This window comes from Desmonostoc vinosum (genome assembly GCF_059505385.1).
The window spans coordinates 1-20,217 of record NZ_JCACKM010000129.1 but is presented as its reverse complement, the minus strand read 5'-3'; the positions used below and the strand labels follow the sequence as shown (position 1 = coordinate 20,217).

Genomic DNA, 20,217 nt, shown 5'->3' with positions numbered 1-20,217 from the left:
TGAATGCATTGGCTGGTAGTTCTATTGCTTGTCCATCTATTGACTCGCAATTACTGATGACTTATACCGCTTATTTGGTTCAAACTGGTTTTTTGAATGTTGCTTAGGTATAGAGAATATCAACATATATTCCCTAAGTTTTGTAGAGGCAAGGAACGAACCGCCAAGACGCCAAGTACGCCAAGAAAGAGATAAAAAAGAGAAATTACGATTTTTCCATTTTTCTTCTTTTTTCCGGAGGACGGTTCGTTTTATCTAAATTCCCAACACTTTAAATGCCAACCTAAACCTGCAATAGCAATAGCAGCAGCGTAATTAGTAACAGGTACTAATTCTTGTAAACTCCATTCTTCAGATGTTAATAACTTGGCTGATTCTGTAGGAGTGAGAGACACTTCAATTTGCTCAAGCTGACTAATTCCATCTCCAGTTGCTTTTAAATAAGCTTCTTTACAAGTCCAGTAGCGAAAAAATACCTCTTGCTGTTGGTTAAGAGGAAGCGATCGCAATAACTCATATTCTCTAGGTAAAAAGAACCTTTTGGCAAGAGCTTCTATATCATCCATCGGACGAATATATTCTAAATCTACACCGATTTGGCGATCGCAACTCACCCCACACAAACCTAACCCTTGAGAATGAGACAAGTTGAAAGCCAACCCACTATCAATAAACGCATCTGCTAATACTGGCTTACCACGCTGTTGATAATCAAACCGCACCTGTGATGGCTTAATACCCAAATAACGACCTAATATATTTCGCAGCATACCCCGGCCAGCAATAAAACGCTCTCGATGTTGCTGAAAATAAAACCTTTCAGCCCGCACCAGTTCATCACTAGATAAAGTTGTCACCAAATCCCGCAACTGTGATTCTGGTAAATCAAGATTCATGCGCCAAACATGAACATCATCACGCAACAAAGTTAAATCGTTCGGTGCAGATAACCAAAGATGATTATTTAAGTTCATTCGATTGAATAAGCATATTCCCCATTCCCCCTAATCCCCACTCCTCCCGAGAGCGGAAGCCCCGAGTTTCCCATCCCCCATCCCCTAACCACTGCAAAATCCGATTCCACGCCCACCAAGGATCGAGATCTTGTGCCTGACGCTGGCACTCTCTACTACTTAAATAGCCCACGTGACCACCGTAACGTGTGAGTAATAAATCCAACATAGGATTACTCTCACAAGCATCTTGCATCTCAGGTATAATCGCAGGGTGAAAAAGTGGGTCATCCACAGCATATATAATTAGTGTCGGTTTTGAGATCTGCGGCAGTAGTTGTAAAGCACTACTAGCTATGTAATATGCTGGCACTGAAGGAAAACCTAAACGATTAATTACTAGTTCTTCATCAAAAGCCCAAATGCTGTTTGCCCGTTTAATGGCTTCTGGGTCTATGGTTCCAGGATGAGCATCATGTATCCGCCATGCCAGTTTTTTCAAATTCCGCGTAATTGCTGCTTCTAAATATTTGCCCAAGGGCCTTTTAGATAGATAAGATAGCGATCGCAACGAGTCTAAACTCGGACAAATCACTGCACTACCACCAATATCGCTGTCTTTAAGTCCCAAAAACTCATTGTCTCCAATCAAATCAGCAGCAGCTTTCAAGCCCCACAACGCTAACTGTCCCCCCAAAGAAAACCCCATAAACCAAAATTTACTCGGACATCCCATTTGGGCAGCTGCCGCCGCAATACGCACAAAATCTTCCCCCTCATACAAACCATCAGATGTCAAAGTCGGCGACAATTCAGCAGTTTTGCCGTGGGCACGCCAATCAAATAACACCACAGCATAACCTTGAGCATATGCCTTACGTCCCAAAAGTTGCAAAGACCATTCCGTGTCTAACTCACCCGTAATGCCATAAGTAGCCACAATTGTGCCATGAGCGTTTTGAGGTACAGCAACCCAACCAAAAATCGGTACACCCTGCCCACCTGTGAACACCGTTTTTTGATAAGGTGGCTGTGGATATTGAGTTGTGCTTTCCCAATAACGACTCCCCCACAAAGCAGCGTATACAGTCATAGCTACGCCATTTTGCAAGAATTGTGGCGGATTGTAAGCACAATAACACTTCATATAGAGAATTTCGTGTAAATTAGTCGTAATTTTGCAATCCTTTTATTTTAATATTTATGTTAGATTTCAAATCTTTTTTATAATCAATGAAGCAATCTTTGGTAAATACAAAGATTCTTATTTATCCTTAATAAGTAGTAATAATTTTTTAAGAATGCCGAGGATTCTTGTCATAGACGATGACCCAGCGATTTCAGAACTCGTAGCCGTTAACTTAGAAATGGCTGGCTACGACGTTAGTCAAGCTGAAGACGGCATTAAAGGCCAAGCACTGGCTCTCCAGCTACAGCCAGACTTGATTATGCTCGATCTGATGCTGCCGAGGGTAGATGGATTTACAGTTTGTCAACGCCTGCGTCGGGATGAACGCACTGCTGAAATTCCCGTGTTAATGTTGACAGCTTTAAGTCAAACTCAGGATAAAGTAGAAGGCTTCAATGCAGGCGCAGATGACTATCTCACCAAGCCCTTTGAAGTCGAGGAAATGCTGGCACGAGTCCGGGCACTATTGCGGCGCACTGACCGCATTCCCCAAGCCGCAAAGCACAGTGAAATTTTGAATTATGGGCCTCTTACCCTTGTGCCAGAAAGATTTGAGGCGATATGGTTCAATGAAACGGTAAAACTAACTCATCTGGAGTTTGAGTTACTTCACTGCTTACTGCAACGCCACGGTCAGACAGTTTCCCCCAGCGAAATTCTTAGAGAAGTTTGGGGCTACGATCCAGATGATGACATCGAAACAATTCGAGTGCATATCCGCCACCTCAGAACCAAACTCGAACCAGATCCCCGACATCCTCGATACATCAAAACAGTGTATGGTGCAGGATACTGTCTAGAGTTACCCAGTATGCCTCCATCCGGTGAAGGAGTTTCTACCTCAGTGGTTGAGTGAAATCACAATACAGGAGCTAGGAGTGAGAGCATATTGTTCTCCTAGCTCTTGTTGGGGCGAGTTTAATCTAATATCGTGTAATTTCCATAGATTAATCTTTATTACTCGCCCCTATTAATTCTAGGATACGCGATCGCAGCAACAAACCACTTGACTTAGATAGATGTATATATAAAGTAGTAATATTACTGAAATCAGCACTAAAATTGGATACATACTACCCAGTAAGCTGAAATCTGATACATTTGAGCAGATAAATTTCAGTTAATCAAAACTTTGACTTTCTTTAATATACTGTGAGTGATGAAGTAGAGATTTAAACTCATGGTGACAGCATAAAAGCCAGCTATGAATCCTTTGGCACTTAGGAACTTGATATATTTAGGACAAGCACCATCTATATAAGTCAAAATCACGATAGACATATATTCTTTATTAATAGTTAATAAAACATTAGAAACCTAAATACTCTTCGCCAATGTTTGATATGCTACCTACGTCATAAATCATCATAGAATAAAATCACAAGAAAAAGTTTAATTAATTACTTAGATAAATAAAATACATAACATCTAAGTCTATTCGCTTAGAAAAATCTACTTTAACATCAAATGATGACAACAAAAGACTATATAGCCTTCTTTCTAAATAAGACTACAAAATCTTGTTTATAAAACGTCAAAACTTACTGATAGGATTTAAATTTAAATGCTTGAGCAAAGTTGAAACATTCAACGTTGAGGTAGATAACACTATAGAAAATGAGGTCAATGATTTAATAGAAACCTGTTAAAAATTTTGACATAATCCATGCTGATCAATATGAATATTGAAAAGATACAAAAAACACTCAAGCTAGAATAAAGCCTTAGAAGGAACAGGATGAAAAAACACTAAACTTTAATATCTAAGTTCAACCAAAAGTAAAATCCCTATTTAGTTGGCTTTCCAACTAAGCAAAAATTTAGTTATTATTACTGCACTTTTAATACATGACTCTACAGAATTGGAGACGCAAGCGTGGCGTTGCGCTGACTAGTAAAGGGTTGCAAAGACTTCAAGAAGCAAAGTATCAATCAGAAGCAAAAGAAAATTTCGGAAACAGGTACACTCTCGAAGAAATGAGCGCACGCTCCGGCTTGTATCCCGGTACAATATCAAAAGTTCTAAATCGTGAAGGAGGAGTTGACAAGCAAACTCTGGAAAAACTATTTTTATGTTTTTATATCAAGATAGAGAAGAGTGATTATGTCAGTTCTAATAATCGCCTTGATTGGGGAGAAGCTGTCTTTACACCACATTTTTATGGGCGTGTAGAAGAACTTGCTGCATTAGGACAATGGATTATCACCGAGAAATGCCAATTAGTAGCCCTATTAGGGATGGGTGGTATTGGTAAGACTTCCCTGGCTATAAAATTTGCTCAACAAATTCAAGAAGACTTTGAGTATGTGGTCTGGCGATCGCTTCGAGAAGCACCACCTGTTACAAATGTCATAGCTAACTTGATTCAATTTTTATCTGATGAGCAAGAAACCGAAAATAAACTATCACAAAACCTGAGCGATCGCATATCACGATTACTCGAATATTTACGAAATCATCGCTGTTTAGTAATTCTTGATAATGCAGAATCACTTCTGCGTAGTGGTAGTCGAGCCGGAACTTATCGAGAAGGCTATGAGGGATATGGTGAGCTGATCAAACGCGTAGGAGAAGCAACTCACCAAAGCTGCTTAATGCTGACAAGTCGAGAAAAAACCAAAGAAGTCGCATTACTAGAAGGACAAGGACACTCAGTTCGCTCATTACCTTTAGGAGGGTTGAATGTAGAAGAAGGACAAGAAATTCTACAACTTAAAGGATTATCTGCGGCTGAAGATGAATTAGAACAAATGATTGAACGTTATGCAGGCAATCCATTAGCTTTGAAGATAGTTACCACAACTATTCAAGAAGTTTTTAATGGGAATGCCACCGAGTTTTTACAGCAAGAAACGGCTGTTTTTGGGGATCTGCGTGATGTTTTAGAACAGCAATTTGAGCGTCTTTCAGATTTAGAAAAAGATATCATGTACTGGCTAGCAATTAATCGTGAGCCGATGGCGCTTTCGGAATTGCGAGAGGATATGGTATCAACAGTACCACAGGCAAAATTAATGGAAGCTGTGGAATCTTTGAGCAGGCGATCGCTCATCGAAAAAAGTGAATTATTATTCACGCTACAACCTGTAGTGATGGAGTATGTTACTCATCGATTAGTAGAGCAATTCTGTGAAGAATTAATTACTGGCAATCTTGACATATTCAGAAGCCAAACAATTATCAAAGCAACAGCAAAAGAATATGTAAGAGATATTCAAATTCGCCTGATCCTCAAACCAGTTACAAACGGTCTGCTTGCAGAATTTAGAAGTAAAAGAAACCTGGAAAATCACTTAACTCAAATTCTAGTAAAACTCCAAGAAACATCTCCTCTAGAACAAAGCTATACGGCAGGAAATATCTTCAACCTGTTTCGTGATCTAAAAACCGATCTCAGTGGTTATGATTTTTCTCATCTAACTATCTGGCAAGCCGATCTACGGCAAGTGAATTTGCATAACGTAAATTTGGCTCACGCTGATCTAGATAAATGTATTTTTGCAGAAACTCTAGGTGGTATTCATTCAGTAGCATTCAGTCCTAATGGAAAATTCTTGGCCACGGGAGATACTAATAGTGAGGTTCGTCTATATCAAGTTGTAGATGGAAAACAATTGCTTACCTGCAAAGGACACACAGGTTTTATTTGGCCAATTACTTTTAGTCCTGATGGTCATATTTTGGCCAGTGGCAGTGATGATCAAACAGTGAAACTTTGGGATACCAGCACTGGACAATGCCTTGCCACTTTACAAGGGCATAACGGTGGAATCTGGTCAGTCGTCTTTAGCCCTCAAGGTACTATGATTGCCAGTGGCAGTGAGGACTCATTAGTAAAGCTATGGGATACTAGCACTGGACAATGTTACAAAACTTTATGGGGGCATAGTAATCGAGTTACATCAGTCGCTTTCAATCCTCGAGGTACCATACTCGCTAGTGGAAGTGATGATCAAACGGTGAAACTGTGGGATACTACGACTGGTGAATGCCTTCAGACTCTGCAAAGTCATAAAAGTGGAATCCGGTCAGTTGCCTTCAGTCCAGATGGTCAAACTTTAGCTAGTGGTTGTCATCACCAAACGATATGTTTATGGAATATTACTGTTGGTCAGTGCTTTCAAACTTTGCAAGGTCATAGTGACTGTGTAAATTCAGTTGCCTTCAGTCTGGATGGTTATACCCTAGCAAGTGGTAGTGATGATCAAACAGTCAAACTGTGGGATATCAACACAGGCCAGTGCCTTAGAACTCTACAAGGACATGGTAGTAGAGTATCGTCAATCGCTTTTAAACCAGATAATTGCACTCTGGCAAGTGGCAGTGAGGATCAAACAGTCAAATTGTGGGATATTAACACAGGCCAGTGCCTTAAAACTTTACAGGGTTATGTCAATGGGGTCTGGTCGGTAAAATTTAATCCTCAAGGTACTATGCTTGCAAGCGGTAGTGGAGACCAAATTGTTAGGACATGGGATATCAACACAGGTCAGTGCCTTAAAACTTTACGAGGACATAGTAATCGGGTTACATCAGTCAGTTTTAATTCGCAAGGCACTATGCTTGCTAGTAGCAGCGAAGACTCCTCAGTCAAACTGTGGAATGTTAGTAATGGTCAGTGCCTCAAAACTTTGCGGGGACATACTAACCGTATTACATCAGTTGCCTTTAGCCCGGACGATCATATGCTAGCTAGTAGCTGCCATGATCAAACAGTAAGGTTATGGGATGCTAATACTGGTGAATGTATCAGAGTTTTCCAGGGACATACCCACTGGGTATGGGTAGTTACCTTTAGTCCAGACGGTCATATACTAGCTAGTGGCTGTCATGATCAAACAGTAAGGTTATGGGATATTGAGAGTGGTTTTTGCCTTCAAACTTTAGAAGGACATACTGACTGGATGTGGTCAGTTGCCTTCAATCCCGATGGTGGCACGCTAGCGAGTGGCAGTAGTGACCAAACAGTGAGACTGTGGGATATTCGCAGCGGTCAGTGTCTTGGAATTTTACAAGGACATACCAGTTCGGTATACTCAGTCGCTTTTAGCCCAAATGGTGGCATGTTGGCAAGTGCTAGTGGAGATAAAATGATAAAGCTATGGGATGTTGGCACAAAAAGGTGCGTAAGAACTTTTGCAGGACATAATAAGTTAGTGTGGTCGATCGCTTTTAGTCCTGATGGCCAGACCCTAGCCAGTAGTAGTGAAGATGAAACGATTAAGCTTTGGAATGTAAAGACTGGTGAGTGCCTAAAAACTCTCAGAAGCTCTAGACCTTACGAAGGTATGAACATCACTAGTGTTAGAGGTATAACCGAAGGAATTATTACTACTATGAAAGCTTTGGGTGCAGTTGAAGATAAACATAACTAATGCTACACTGAGTCATTGCGATCGCTAGTCCAAAATTTATCAACATCAAAAATCCCCAGTCTAATACTACTTGTGTTTCAACGGTGAAATTACACCCAAAGCACCAAAAGCTAAAAGCCCAAGTAAAACAGAAGGTTCAGGAATGGAAGCCGGGAATAGTGTCGAGAATGCAAATTCTCCAATCAATCGATGAGTAACTGTTGTAGCATGAACTGGATCCCAAAATAAAAATTTGTTTGGATCACAAGCTACTGGCGGATTCGGCAATTTTAAAGGCACTACAGATAAGTTTTCCACACAATAATCTGTTACATTTGTTAAACCAAATTTGCTGGGCTCGGTGATGATGCTACTAAATAAAGAATTAACTTTCAAAGGAATAATATTTACATCAGAACCTAGTTGCTGATCCAGCAATTTAACGGTCGTCTCCAAATCAGAATTATGTTTGCTAGTCAACTCACTAAACAAACTGGGAACTTTGCTATTAAAGCTTGCTACTGGGAATTTCCCTAAGTCGGGTAGATTAACCAGCATGATGTCTTTAGCACCAACGGCAGCAAGCGATTTTACTGTTGTCGATAAATTTGCAACTGTCTGGCTAGGGTTAGGAACATTACCCAAAAAGTAATTAAAATAATCATTAAAACCCGCCCATACAATATAAAGGGCTTTGGGGTCAGCTGACGGATTTTTTACTATAAAATTACTGAGCTGCTGCTGCAATCCTGGTTGACCAGGAACACTAATATTATCGACTCCAGTAGTAGCTCCTCCAACAGCATAGTTGGTGCGGGGATTGAAGCTCAATCCCAAATCTTGTGCAAGATATTCTACCCAAATAGAGCCATTGGCAAAACGCCCATTAAAGTAGATAGGACTTGGAGGAATGGCTTCTTCAGTGGCGTTGAATAAATTACCCGGATCTGAGTAGCTATCACCAAAGACGTAAATTTCGTCATAATTGAGTGCTGAGACTTTAAGCGGAAAAAATAAACACAACAGGGAGAATCCTGTTGCTAAAATTCCTTTTTGCACAGTTAACTCCTTAACATTCTTAAATCTAAATATCTATTTTTAAATAGTGGCAGTAACTCTGTCTAAGAAACTTTTTATTGCTGAATCAGTTTCATTGACTGGAATCGAACCTAGCGCTACATCACCCCAGCGTATCACGTTTGCAGAGGCAGAACTAGCTGCACCAAAGCCATAGATTAGAACTAAGTTATTTTCACGAATTTTACCCAGTTGAGCAGCATGGTAAAGATTAGCTAAGGTGAGTGCAGGCCCAATATTTGCATAGAGAGGGTAGACATTGATTGTACGCTCTGGCTTAATGCCCAGTACACGAATACAGAAACTTGCAAACCAAGCAGTAGGAGTATTAAAAATAAAAAAGTCGATTTGCTCTAAAGTAACACCAGCAGCAGCAATCGCTCCCTCACAACAAGCACGCAAAAGCTGTGTGGCTGTTTCACCAATTACTTTGTTTGTGCCTTTGGGCACCTGCATCCTTAGCTGTTGATCACCTTGCTCATTCTCGGTGATTTTAAAACAGAATTGATCGCATAAAACACTAGTATTAACGGTTTTTGTACCCAGGATGCCTTGATTCGGTTTGAGTGAACTGACTAGGAAGGCTCCAGCACCATCGCTAAAAAACCATGAAAGGGTATCGTTTTGATCAAATAAGCGAGAGTAAGTGCATGATATGGCAACTAGGACATTGCGATATCCTCCAGATTGTACCAAGGCACAAGCAGTTTGAAGCGCGATCGGGGTACTGGCACAAGTTGCATCAAGATTCCATGCACCACACGACAGTCCTAGTTGACGAGCAAGGAAGGCAGCATTACCAAATCCGATTTGTTCAGGTAAGAACGAGGCAACAAGCAATAGATCTACATCCTGGGGAGAAAGCTTTGCTGCATCAAGGGCTTCTGTTGCTGCTTGATACTCCAACGTTAATGATGACTCCTCTGGAGCAAGCATTCTTCGCTCAACAGTACCACGAAATGGGTCTTTGAGATAAGGCATCATCTCTAACTCATAGTCATTGCTGGGAGTGGAATCAGTCACCGAAAACATTTTCGCTAAGTTCTTTTCCTCTACACTCAAAAGCAAATCTGGAAAATGTTCTCTGTAATAATCTTTTGTACATCTAATCCTGGGAAAGCTTAATGCCAGCGAGCAAATGCCTACTGAGGGATGCAGCATATTCAATTTCCTCTCAATAATTATTAGTTTCCTGCAAAATCAAGTTATGAATCCGGCTTCCAATTGGCGCAGGTTGGGTAGAATCTATGATGACATCAACAATAAATGGGCCCGTTGAGGCAAGTGCTTTCTCTAATGCTGCATCAATGTCAGACTCTTTTTCGACGCAGATACCATCAGCTCCCATTCCTTGGGCAATCTTGACAAAATCTGCTTGGGGAATATTTGCCTGTACACCTTTGAAACCTAGCATCACCATACCTTGGTCACACATGTTGTAGCATGAGTCGTTTAATATAATCCAGATAGCAGGAATCTGGTATTGCACGGCTGTACTGATCTCACTATTCATGAGCATGGCACCATCTCCAACAATGGCGACAGCTTTGCTATTCCTCGCAACTGCTGCACCCACAACACCTGTTACAAAATGTCCCATAGACCCGAAGCCAGTGCTTACTCTAAAACGATTTGATTTGCTAAATCGCAGCAGGTGAATTCCCCAAGCAAACGAGTTTCCTGATTCGGTCATTACCACTGCATCACTCTGTTCAATAATCAGCCGTTGAATCGCTTTCATAAGTACTTTAGGTCGCACTAGACTTCGACTCTCCACATCCGGCTTGATAGAATCAGTTTGAGGTTGAGGTAGTTTTACCACATTTGAAGGATTAGTGCTTTCTGGGAAATACTTCAGCAAACCTTTAACAAATTCTCCAACGTCCGATTGAATAGCATACGTTTCAGCATATGGATACGCCGTCCCTGCTATATCTGAACTGATGTCAACATGTAAAAATCCTTGCTTAGGAATCATCGTAGGATTCCAAAATGAAGTAAATTCACTTAAGCGTGTTCCTAATACTAGAATTCTTAGAGGACAATATTCCTGCATGTATGTCAAAACAGATTTGTGCCCAGCAAAGCCTGTAACACCTACAAACTGGGGATGGTTCTCGGGAAAAATACCTTTACCGCGCGGTGAACACATTACCGCCGCTCCTGTTCTTTCAACAAGTTGGCGAATCTCCGCCGCTGCACCCCTCGCACCAAAACCAACCCAGATGGCAAATGACCCCTCAGATAGCAACCTTACACATTCTGCAATTGTTTGCTCGCTTGCAGTTGCCATAGCGTAAGATAGTGTCACGCGTGGCAATGATATCTTGACTGAAGTTGTCTGGATATTTGTAGGAATACTTATATGGGCTACAAACCCTCCTGGTTGTAATATACCAAAGGCAAGCCTTCGAGAAATCCCTGGTAATTCATCACTCCTTTCGAGAATAGTTGCGTAATGGAATAGTTGACCTGAGGTAAAGATACCTGCATTAGGCATTGTATAAGTGCTGCTTTCCTGGAAACTCCATCGCCCACGCTGCGATGTGGAAGTTGCAGCGGATATGAAGATTATCTTTGCACCTTCCCAACGAGCAGCGAATAGCCCTGTCAATGCATTTGTAATTCCCGGCCCTGTGGTAGTAAAAACTACTACGGGTCGATCGCTAGCAAAGTATGCCTCGATCGCCGCAAAGGCCGCTCCTGCTTCATGCCGAAAGTGAAGCACCTGAATCGAGCTATTATGCAATGCAGCCCACATTGGTGCGATCGCACCTCCCGAAACTCCAAATGCATACTTTACTCCCAAATCTTCCAGCATCTTAACTACCACTTCCGCCACCACAAGAGGCACGGATGGTTTGTCATAAGCTGGCTGTTTCACTACATGCAACTGTTCAGCGTTATTCGCTTCTAGATCCTTAAATTTGGCGTCCATGGCAAGCTAGTGTAGATGCACAAGATTTAAAAAATGCCCTACTCGACTTTGTTAACTCATTTCTATAATTCAGGGCAGTAACTAGGGAATATCCCTAATCTGGAAAAAATACTTGCCAACCAAAACATTGCAGCTATGACAGATTTTTATGCCTTTGCAAAATCAGTACTTAGCTTGCAAATTATAGTTATGTGTGTAGCTTTAGATATACTACACTTAAGTATACTCAAAACAATCAATGTATAGCTAACAACTACACTTAAACTTGGGTATGTTCTATGTTCTGCTGACAAGTAGTAAAAAACTTTAGTAAGTTTTTTGCAACAATTATTGAACTTAATAATATTGTTACACGCATTGTATCAAACCTACTGAAAAAGTCAACTGAAATATTCTCTAGAATTTAACCCCCACTTATTTTAAATATCAATGCCAGTCTATATATATCACGCACTTCTACTATGTATTTTATCTAGTTGAAAGTATGAAAACTGACATGTTTTTTAAAATTTTATATGAAATTAAATGCAAAAACTAATGCTAGAAGTATAAGTATAAACTCCTTCATAATAACTACATATTTTTTATATAAAAAGGTAATTGATGTCACTAAGTACAAGATTTATGTGTTGATGAGTACATTTTTATTCACGAAAAACAGACTCACTAGATAAAATATAACTTTATCGTTGTTACCATCGGGTTAACTAAACATTAACAAGAGAATATTTTTATAAGTTAATATGTTACTAAAAGTCTAAAAAATGTTCTGTACTATTACTAAAATAGCTGAGTATCATTAATGTATAGTGACCAAAAAATGGATTAATAATATTGATAGATCATTTGATTTTTAATCAAAAAAATCGTAATTGTTTGATCGAATACTATGGGCTTCGTATATTTATCTTGAGAGGATTTGATTGTTGATGAAGTAAGAAGCAATCGCCTCAAAACGCGAGAAAATAAGAGTAATTCAGGTAAAAGAATCATTGCAAAAGTCAGCAAAATCCCCCCATCCAGCGACCAACTTGATCGCGGCTAGTTTCTGTTACGGGTAACATAGGAGACAGCCTACCTTTGTATATTGCGCTAATGCGATCGCACTAGCGCCAACAACTCATCTAAAATCTTCAGAAATCACTAGCATCTTGCATCTCAATTAACGCTTCATGAATATTTACATTAGCGTTGACCAAGAAGACGCGAAGAGCGACCATTCTCAAGATCGAAGCACCTAGTTGCAAGAAAGCGACTTTAGTCGTGGAGACAAAAAAATCTGTTCGGAGTTTGAATTCCCTCACTTTAGTTGTAGTTATGGGGTCTCCCCGCGTCCCGTGAAGTGCTAGAGCAATATTTTCTGTCACAGTAAGAGTTGGCATAAAATAATAAAAATCAGGTGAAGAATAATAAGAAGTTAATAAACCCTATTACAAGAGCGGGGAATAAGGTAATTAAAGATGATTCATCACATTTCTATTTCTGTGCAAAACCCCCAGCACGTTGCTCAAGTTCTCGCCGAAGTTTTAGATGGGGAAGCTTTTCCTTTTTTTCCTCATCCAGGTAGTTATATGGTTTTCCCACTCGACAAACACGGGACAGCGATCGAAGTGTATCCCTTAACTACTAAGCTAGTACCCGGAAATAATCATTGCGAGTTCGTAGAATTTGCCGAATCTTCCGGCTTTACGTCTACTCATGCGGCAATCTCTGTCTCTACTACTCAAGAAAAAATCGAGCAGATTGGTGAACGGGAAGGTTGGAAAGTTTTGCGTTGTAACCGTGACTCTCTATTTGATGTGATGGAGTTCTGGTTAGAAAACAAAGTCATGATCGAACTATTGACGCCAGAAATGGCAAATCAGTACGTGACAGTTACACAGCCAGAAAACTTAAAGAAAGTCTTTTATGAAATGACATCCTCTGGCGTCGCCTAGCTTGAGGGAGGTGGGAGAAGACTCTGAGGGGTAGGTTTTTTAGATTAAGACAGACCCCAACACAAAACTTGCCCGTTATGGAACCGGGGGACTTAAACCCACGGAACTTGTTAAGGTTTCCCTTTGGGAATTGCCCCTTCAACTCCCTCAACGTACCAATTCATCGCTAGTTGTTCTTTGTCGTCCAATACTTTACCTTTTGGCACTCTGACTACACCTTTTTGGTCTTTCACAGGCCCATCAAAAGGATGAGCCATACCTTGAATAAACTCTTGGCGCTTCATGTTTACCAATTGCTGAACATCGTCAGGAATCACTTGATTCATCGGGGAAATATCTACCATCCCTTCACCAATACCATCCCAAACTTCTTGTGATTTCCACGTCCCATTCATCACAGCTAAAGCTTTATCGGTATAGAATTTGCCCCATTTGTTAATTGCTGATGTTAGGTGCGCTTTTTGACCGAACTTACCCATATCAGTGTTGTAGCCAAAAGCATAGATACCCTTTTCTTCAGCTAGTTGTACAGCGACGGCGGAGTTGGTATGCTGAGTCAAAACATCAGCACCTAGATTTATTAAAGCTTGAGCGGCTTCCTTTTCTTTTGTGGGATCGTACTGACTTTGTACCCAAAGCACTTTCAGTTTTGCTTGGGGATTTGTTGCCCTTAGTCCTTGGGTGAAAGCGCCTATACCGCGAATGACTTCAGGAATAGGATATGCCCCAATAAAACCAACCACGTTGGATTTTGTCATTTTGCCAGCAATCATCCCAGTCAGGTATCGTGGTTCTTCAAAGCGTCCTTGATAAGTGCCGACATTGGCAGTGCGTTTGTATCCAGTACAATGTTCAAAGATAACGTTGGGAAAGTCCTTGGCGACTTTAATTGTTGGGTTCATGTAGCCGAAGGAAGTTGTAAAAATCAACTTATTGCCGTCTAATGCCAACTGGCGAATAACCCTTTCGGCATCAGCACCTTCGCTAACATTTTCCACAAAAGTAGTTTTCACCTTATCTTGAAGATTAGCTTCCATTTCGCGGCGGCCTAAATCGTGGGCATAAGTCCAACCAAAATCACCGACAGGCCCAGCATAAACCAATCCAACTTTTAGTGATTCGCTAATAACTACAGGTGAGGCTGAGGGAGAAACTTCGCTTTGAGGATTAGAAGTTCTACCCTGAATACAGCTAGTCAAGGCAAAGCTAGATCCTGCGAAAGTGGCATACTTAAGAAAATTCCGACGATCCATTACTATTGATTTAGTTTACTCATTAACAAAGATTGTTTGATTTTTGGTAGCAACAGGCACAGTCTAGCATTGACTATTTAGTTGATTTTAACTTTTTTGGGAATGGGGAATGGGGAATTGGGAATTGGGAATACCATTTCACATTAAATGGCGATACACATAAATCTTGTAGAGACGCTTCAAAAGCGCGTCTCTACACCGTCTGTATTTGTATCAGGATTTTCGTAAATTGGTATAAGAGGACGTGGAGAAAATTTCTCACTCCCTCATCTCCCTCATCCCCCGGTGACTGAGCAAAGCCGAAGTGCATCTCCCGCTCACTCTTCTATACTTGATAACTGTAACTGATGAATTTATTTGAGCTTTTAGCAGGGGAAGAAAATCATCCAGCTTTGATTACGCCTGATGGGTCTTCATTAAACTATGGGCAATTGCGGCAAAATGTTACTAGCTTGGTGTCTCAACTCAATAGTTTTGGATTGAAACAAGACCATCGCATTGCGATTGTAATGAGCAACGGTTCACCAATGGCAATTACCTTTCTTGCTGCTGCTTTGTGTGGCACGGCTGCACCCTTGAATCCCAAATACAAGCAAGAAGAATTTGCCTTTTACTACGAAGATACCCAAGCAAAAGCGCTGATTACCTTATCTGATGGCCCAGAAGCAGCGATCGCCGCTGCTTCTGTTGATATGATGCTGATAAATGCTCAGGTAAACAATGACGGTACTTTAAACTTTGAATTAACCAAAGCACCCTCAAATACTTCCCACTCCCCACTCCCCATTACCCCTAATCCCCACTCCCCACTCCCGAACTCAGATGACGTAGCGATGATCTTACACACTAGTGGTACAACTAGTCGGCCAAAGCGTGTGCCAATTCGTCATCGCAATCTCATAGCTTCAGCCAATAACATTGTTAATGCTTATTCTCTAACAGCAGCTGACACCACACTCTGCCTGATGCCACTATTCCACATTCACGGATTAGTTGGGTGTTTGCTGGCAACCTTAGCATCTGGCGGTAAATTGGTTTGTCCTCATGGTTTTAATGCTTTGGAGTTTTGGAAACTAGTAAAAACCTACAAACCCACATGGTACTCGGCAGCACCTACCATGCACCAGACAATTTTGGCACGCGCTGGCCGCAATACTGAAATTGTTAATGCTCATTCTTTCCGCTTTATTCGCTCTAGTAGCGCTCCACTGCCGCCTATTATTATCGAACAGATGGAATCCAGCCTCAATGCTCCCGTGGTGGAATCTTATAGCATGACCGAGGCATGTCACTTGATGACAACCAATCCTTTACCACCGAAAATCCGTAAACCTGGTACCGTTGGCTATGGCTTTGGTGTGGAAGTTGGCATTATGGATGCTGAAGGTAATCTCTTACCGCAGGGAAGTTTAGGCGAGGTAGTGGTAAAAGCACCCAATGTCATAGACGGCTACGAGAATAACCCAGAAGCTAATGCCACTGCTTTTATTAACGGTTGGTTTTGTACAGGAGATCAAGGAACAAAAGACGAAGATGGTTATCTTTGCTTGACTGGACGTATTAAAGAATTAATTAATCGGGGTGGAGAAAAAATTTCACCTTTAGAAGTGGATGATGTTTTGCTGCGTCACCCCGCCGTTGCAGAAGCTTTGGCTTTTGCTGTTCCTCACAAATCTTTGGGAGAAGATATCCACGCGGCTGTTGTTCTCAAAACACAGGCTAGCGAAAAAGAACTGTTAGCTCACTGCTCAACTATGCTGGCAGATTTTAAAGTTCCCCAGCAAATTCATATTCTAGACCAACTACCCCGTGGTGCTACTGGCAAATTGCAACGTCTTGCCATGGCAAAGTTGTTGTTAGGTGAGGGGAGTTAAGCTTGAGCGCAAAACGAATGATCATTCTCCATTCTCCACCCACTCCCCACTCTCTATTCCCTAAAATAGAAATAGGTCTGTAAAATTACCTAACTTTTGGTTGTGACAATATCTGCTCAAACACTACCACTGCTCAAAGACCAAGAAAAACTGGAAAACCGTCTAGCGGAAATTCCGCCGGAACCAGGAGTTTATTTTATGCGAGATGGGAGCGATCGCATTATATATATAGGTAAGTCGCGGAAGTTGCGATCGCGTGTTCGTTCTTATTTTCGAGACGGTTACAATAAGAGCGATCGCATTGCCACAATGGTAAAGCAGGTGACGGAAATTGAATTCATTGTCACCGATACAGAATCAGAGGCTTTAGCACTCGAAGCCAATTTAATTAAGCAGCATCAACCCTACTTTAATGTGCTGCTCAAGGATGATAAAAAATATCCTTACGTCTGTATCACTTGGTCAGAAGACTATCCCCGTATTTTTATCACTCGCAAGCGTCAATTAGGTAAGGAAAAAGATAAATTCTACGGCCCCTATACCGATTCTGGCTTACTACGAGAAATATTACGCATATCGAAACGCATTTTCTCACTCAGGCAACGACCCCAACCATTATTTAAAGACCGTCCTTGCTTGAATTATGATTTAGGGCGCTGTCCTGGGGTGTGTCAACAGCTGATTTCACCAGAAGAATACCGCAAAACAGTACAAAAAGTAGCGATGGTATTCCAAGGTAGAACTCAGGAACTGATTGATATCTTGACACAACAGATGCACACAGCCGCTGAGACGATGAATTTTGAGGCAGCGGCGCGAATTCGCGATCAAATCGCTGGGTTGAAGTCGTTGACTGCCGATCAAAAAGTCTCTTTACCAGATGATACAGTCTCACGAGATGCGATCGCCTTAGCAGCTAACGAACAATACGCGTGTATTCAACTGTTCCAAATTCGCGCTGGGCAATTGGTTGGACGTTTGGCATTTGTCGCCGAACCACATGCTGAACCAGGAGCAATTTTACAACGCGCCTTAGAAGAACATTACCAAACTGCCGACTCTGTGGAAATACCCATAGAGATTTTGGTGCAGCATGAGTTACCGGATGGGGAAATATTGGCGGATGCCTTGACTCAACTCAAGGGAAGAAAAGTCACAATCTTGGCTCCTCAGCGACAAACCAAAGCAGAATTAATTGAGATGGTTGAGCGAAATGCCCAATATGAATTGCAAAGAATGCAAAAATTAGGCGATCGCAATCAACAAGCAATGCAAGATTTAGCCGCCGTTATTGATTTACCAGACTTACCCCACCGCATCGAAGGCTATGATATTTCTCACATTCAAGGTTCAAATGCTGTAGCTTCCCAAGTGGTATTTATTGATGGCTTACCAGCTAAGCAACACTATCGCCATTACAAAATCAAAAATCCCACAGTGACAATCGGACACTCAGATGATTTTGCCAGTCTTGCCGAAGTAATTGGGCGGCGATTCCGTAAATATATCGAAGATCCCCAACTGCCGCGCTTGGGAAATCCCGACTGGCCTGATTTAGTGATGATTGATGGCGGCAAAGGTCAATTATCATCCGTTGTTGCTGTTTTGCAACAAATGAATTTACTCGAAGATTTACGAGTGATTAGTTTAGCGAAGCGGCAAGAAGAGATTTTTTTACCGGGTGAATCTCAACCCTTAACCACCGATGCCGAACAACCAGGCGTACAATTATTGCGGCGGTTGCGCGATGAAGCACATAGATTTGCAGTCAGTTTCCATCGTCAGCAACGAAGTGATAAATTAAAGCGATCGCGCTTAGACGAAATTCCCGGATTAGGACATCATCGACAAAAGCAACTCTTGGGACATTTTCGTTCAGTTGACTACATTCGCCAAGCAACACCCACACAAATAGCCGAAGCTCCAGGAATCGGCCCGCGTTTAGCTCAAGAAATCTACGATTATTTCCATCCCTAAATGGGGAGTCGGGAGTCGGGAGTGGGGAGTGGGGGAAGATGTATTTCATGCCCTAGCTTTGGTAGGGGACTGACACAACTAATTTTGTGCATTAAACAACTCTTGTAGGATAGGTGTCTCGCCCGCCTGGGGCAGACAAGATGCCATTGGTGTCAACCTAAGCTAGAAAATAGCTTCGGTGTTGGCTTCCTCACCCGCCAGAGAATTTATTCTCTGGCTAATAGCTCAAGTCTACTTCAGTAGACTCAAAATCTTGGGGGATATTCAGTCATCTAAGAATAACTTTTGCTATCAGCAAGGAACTTCGGTTCTGCGTTAAGTTGACACCAATGACTTTTCGGCCCACACCACAAGAAAATCATTGCATCATTTTAGCTGTGTCAGCCCACTGCGAAACTGCTCAACAGATTCTTGCGGTAGGGGTTTAGCAATGCGCTTTACCCACACAACAAACGTGGTTTTTGCAAAACATAATAGGACTCCTATTTAATTTGGTGAAAAAACTCCGTACACCTTAAAAAATTTGATTCCCTACTCCCCACTCCCTACTCCCCACTCCCCGCCTACGTAAATAATTTCATTAATCAAGTCAAATTCCTATATATTCATTAATTCAGTTCTTGTACCTGCCTGCGTCCGGCCAAGAAACTTATTTCTTGGTGATTTAAACTATTTGCCCAAAATTTAATCTAAATATCAGCCAAAAGCAAATATTAATTTAATCTTAAGATATTATTTCTGTTACTTAAGATACAGTTTTTTAAAATTTTTAATCGGTCTTGCTAATACAAGCTTCATAGTTGTAATAAGTATAAATCAGGTGTTCTCAAGACGTTAAGCTCAGGGATCAGTGAATATCGAAGAAACAACTATATAAAAAATTAATTTATATATCTAAAGTATGATGTTAAACTGACTTCAAGATTAAGATAATAATTGAAGAATATACAAAATTCCTCAATAATTAAATTTTGTTTAAAACAATTAAACAATATAGTAGCTTGTTGTTAAGGTGTTGAAACCTAAAAGGCTTGCTATTAAAATTAGTAGTTTTTTCCGAGACAATTCATTTAACCAGGGGTTTTAAAATGCAGATAGTACAACAGATTTACTGTCCAAACTGTGGCAGTGAAGCGGAGCGTCATTATATTTCTGATAGTCAATTAACACGAACACAATGTCCAACCTGTGACTACTTAATGATTAGTTGCACGCGCACAGGTAAAGTTATAGAAGCTTATGCCCCTGGTATTCACGCTCCTCGGATTCACGCAAAACGTTAGAAATTTAAAGAAAAGTCGGAGATAAATTCTCCGACTTTTTTATGAAATTATTTCACACTTAAAATAGTGCAATATTAAATAATTCGTAATTCGTAATGACGCTCGAGGACTCGCTACCGCTTCGCTAACGTAATTAAGTTTTGTAATGGGGATTTAACGCAAAGTCACCAGGGGGTTTCCTCCGAGCTGACGGCAGTTGTTCATGGGGTTTCCCCCATGAACAACTGCCTCAACTTTGTAAGACCAATTCTCTAAAATTCGGCTACACATTCAAACTCCGAAACCCATACTAAATAAGAGTTTCTTAATTACGAATTACGCGCTTGGAAGCGGTAGCGAGTCCTCGATAGCGTTAGCGTAAAGCCTACGGCATAGCTTCGC

Annotated in this window: 14 protein-coding genes; 6 read left to right on the top strand and 8 right to left on the bottom strand. The window is 41.1% G+C overall.

Annotated elements, in window-relative coordinates:
* Window positions 1-251: 251 nt before the first annotated feature.
* Both hetI and AC5JMF_RS19530 read right to left on the bottom strand, forming a co-directional pair.
* A complete protein-coding gene (hetI, locus tag AC5JMF_RS19535; protein ID WP_495797385.1) occupies window positions 252-974 on the bottom strand; it encodes a 4'-phosphopantetheinyl transferase HetI in 723 nt (240 codons plus the stop codon).
* Window positions 961-2,100 carry a YheT family hydrolase gene (locus AC5JMF_RS19530; RefSeq protein WP_495797384.1) on the bottom strand — a complete coding sequence of 380 codons (1,140 nt, stop codon included), beginning with the start codon at window positions 2,098-2,100 and terminating at the stop codon, window positions 961-963. The genes hetI and AC5JMF_RS19530 overlap by 14 nt, the downstream gene beginning before the upstream one ends.
* A 154-nt stretch (window positions 2,101-2,254) precedes the next feature.
* On the opposite strand from AC5JMF_RS19530, the gene AC5JMF_RS19525 reads away from it, so the two are divergent.
* Entirely contained in the window at window positions 2,255-2,998 is a 744-nt protein-coding gene (locus tag AC5JMF_RS19525) for a response regulator transcription factor (protein WP_495797383.1), read from the top strand.
* A gap of 260 nt (window positions 2,999-3,258) precedes the next feature.
* Here the strand turns inward: AC5JMF_RS19525 and AC5JMF_RS19520 are convergent, their stop codons facing one another.
* Complete coding sequence (locus AC5JMF_RS19520) at window positions 3,259-3,423, bottom strand: hypothetical protein (RefSeq protein WP_495797382.1); 165 nt, start codon at window positions 3,421-3,423, stop codon at window positions 3,259-3,261.
* A gap of 567 nt (window positions 3,424-3,990) precedes the next feature.
* Here AC5JMF_RS19520 and AC5JMF_RS19515 point away from each other — a divergent pair.
* A complete protein-coding gene (locus AC5JMF_RS19515; protein ID WP_495797381.1) occupies window positions 3,991-7,518 on the top strand; it encodes a WD40 repeat domain-containing protein in 3,528 nt (1,175 codons plus the stop codon).
* Between the two features lie 66 nt (window positions 7,519-7,584).
* Here the strand turns inward: AC5JMF_RS19515 and AC5JMF_RS19510 are convergent, their stop codons facing one another.
* The 4 genes from AC5JMF_RS19510 to AC5JMF_RS19495 form a co-directional block, all read right to left on the bottom strand.
* A complete protein-coding gene (locus AC5JMF_RS19510; RefSeq protein ID WP_495797380.1) occupies window positions 7,585-8,556 on the bottom strand; it encodes an SGNH/GDSL hydrolase family protein in 972 nt (323 codons plus the stop codon).
* Window positions 8,557-8,595: 39 nt separating this feature from the next.
* A complete protein-coding gene (locus AC5JMF_RS19505; protein WP_495797379.1) occupies window positions 8,596-9,735 on the bottom strand; it encodes a 3-oxoacyl-ACP synthase III family protein in 1,140 nt (379 codons plus the stop codon).
* Between the two features lie 13 nt (window positions 9,736-9,748).
* On the bottom strand, window positions 9,749-11,512 hold the full coding sequence (locus AC5JMF_RS19500; RefSeq protein WP_495797378.1) for a ScyA-related TPP-binding enzyme: 1,764 nt from the start codon (window positions 11,510-11,512) through the stop codon (window positions 9,749-9,751).
* Between the two features lie 1,133 nt (window positions 11,513-12,645).
* The gene (locus AC5JMF_RS19495; protein WP_495797377.1) at window positions 12,646-12,894 is read right to left on the bottom strand and encodes a hypothetical protein; all 249 of its coding nucleotides are present in this window, start codon (window positions 12,892-12,894) and stop codon (window positions 12,646-12,648) included.
* A gap of 78 nt (window positions 12,895-12,972) precedes the next feature.
* Here AC5JMF_RS19495 and AC5JMF_RS19490 point away from each other — a divergent pair, with 78 nt between their 5' ends.
* A complete protein-coding gene (locus AC5JMF_RS19490) occupies window positions 12,973-13,449 on the top strand; it encodes a hypothetical protein (protein ID WP_495797376.1) in 477 nt (158 codons plus the stop codon).
* A 110-nt stretch (window positions 13,450-13,559) separates the two neighbouring features.
* On the opposite strand, the gene AC5JMF_RS19485 is transcribed toward AC5JMF_RS19490, so the two are convergent.
* Window positions 13,560-14,702 carry a BMP family ABC transporter substrate-binding protein gene (locus AC5JMF_RS19485; RefSeq protein ID WP_495797375.1) on the bottom strand — a complete coding sequence of 381 codons (1,143 nt, stop codon included), beginning with the start codon at window positions 14,700-14,702 and terminating at the stop codon, window positions 13,560-13,562.
* A 347-nt stretch (window positions 14,703-15,049) separates the two neighbouring features.
* Here AC5JMF_RS19485 and AC5JMF_RS19480 point away from each other — a divergent pair, with 347 nt between their 5' ends.
* From AC5JMF_RS19480 to AC5JMF_RS19470, 3 genes are all read left to right on the top strand, one after another.
* Window positions 15,050-16,576 (top strand): acyl--CoA ligase, encoded by a 1,527-nt coding sequence (locus AC5JMF_RS19480; RefSeq protein WP_495797374.1) that lies wholly within the window; start codon window positions 15,050-15,052, stop codon window positions 16,574-16,576.
* A gap of 102 nt (window positions 16,577-16,678) precedes the next feature.
* Window positions 16,679-18,553 carry an excinuclease ABC subunit UvrC gene (gene uvrC / locus AC5JMF_RS19475; RefSeq protein WP_495797373.1) on the top strand — a complete coding sequence of 625 codons (1,875 nt, stop codon included), beginning with the start codon at window positions 16,679-16,681 and terminating at the stop codon, window positions 18,551-18,553.
* A gap of 1,088 nt (window positions 18,554-19,641) precedes the next feature.
* Window positions 19,642-19,836: a replication restart DNA helicase PriA gene (locus AC5JMF_RS19470; protein ID WP_495797372.1), complete on the top strand. Its 195-nt coding sequence runs from the start codon at window positions 19,642-19,644 to the stop codon at window positions 19,834-19,836.
* Window positions 19,837-20,217 lie beyond the last annotated feature (381 nt).

Bases quoted from the DNA above. Each gene is read 5' to 3' on its own strand.
- hetI (WP_495797385.1), bottom strand. From the start codon at position 974: ATGAACTTAAATAATCATCTTTGGTTATCTGCACCGAACGATTTAACT.
- AC5JMF_RS19530 (WP_495797384.1), bottom strand. From the start codon at position 2,100: ATGAAGTGTTATTGTGCTTACAATCCGCCACAATTCTTGCAAAATGGC.
- AC5JMF_RS19525 (WP_495797383.1), top strand. From the start codon at position 2,255: ATGCCGAGGATTCTTGTCATAGACGATGACCCAGCGATTTCAGAACTC.
- AC5JMF_RS19520 (WP_495797382.1), bottom strand. From the start codon at position 3,423: ATGTCTATCGTGATTTTGACTTATATAGATGGTGCTTGTCCTAAATAT.
- AC5JMF_RS19515 (WP_495797381.1), top strand. From the start codon at position 3,991: ATGACTCTACAGAATTGGAGACGCAAGCGTGGCGTTGCGCTGACTAGT.
- AC5JMF_RS19505 (WP_495797379.1), bottom strand. From the start codon at position 9,735: ATGCTGCATCCCTCAGTAGGCATTTGCTCGCTGGCATTAAGCTTTCCC.
- AC5JMF_RS19500 (WP_495797378.1), bottom strand. From the start codon at position 11,512: ATGGACGCCAAATTTAAGGATCTAGAAGCGAATAACGCTGAACAGTTG.
- AC5JMF_RS19495 (WP_495797377.1), bottom strand. From the start codon at position 12,894: ATGCCAACTCTTACTGTGACAGAAAATATTGCTCTAGCACTTCACGGG.
- AC5JMF_RS19490 (WP_495797376.1), top strand. From the start codon at position 12,973: ATGATTCATCACATTTCTATTTCTGTGCAAAACCCCCAGCACGTTGCT.
- AC5JMF_RS19485 (WP_495797375.1), bottom strand. From the start codon at position 14,702: ATGGATCGTCGGAATTTTCTTAAGTATGCCACTTTCGCAGGATCTAGC.
- AC5JMF_RS19480 (WP_495797374.1), top strand. From the start codon at position 15,050: ATGAATTTATTTGAGCTTTTAGCAGGGGAAGAAAATCATCCAGCTTTG.
- AC5JMF_RS19470 (WP_495797372.1), top strand. From the start codon at position 19,642: ATGCAGATAGTACAACAGATTTACTGTCCAAACTGTGGCAGTGAAGCG.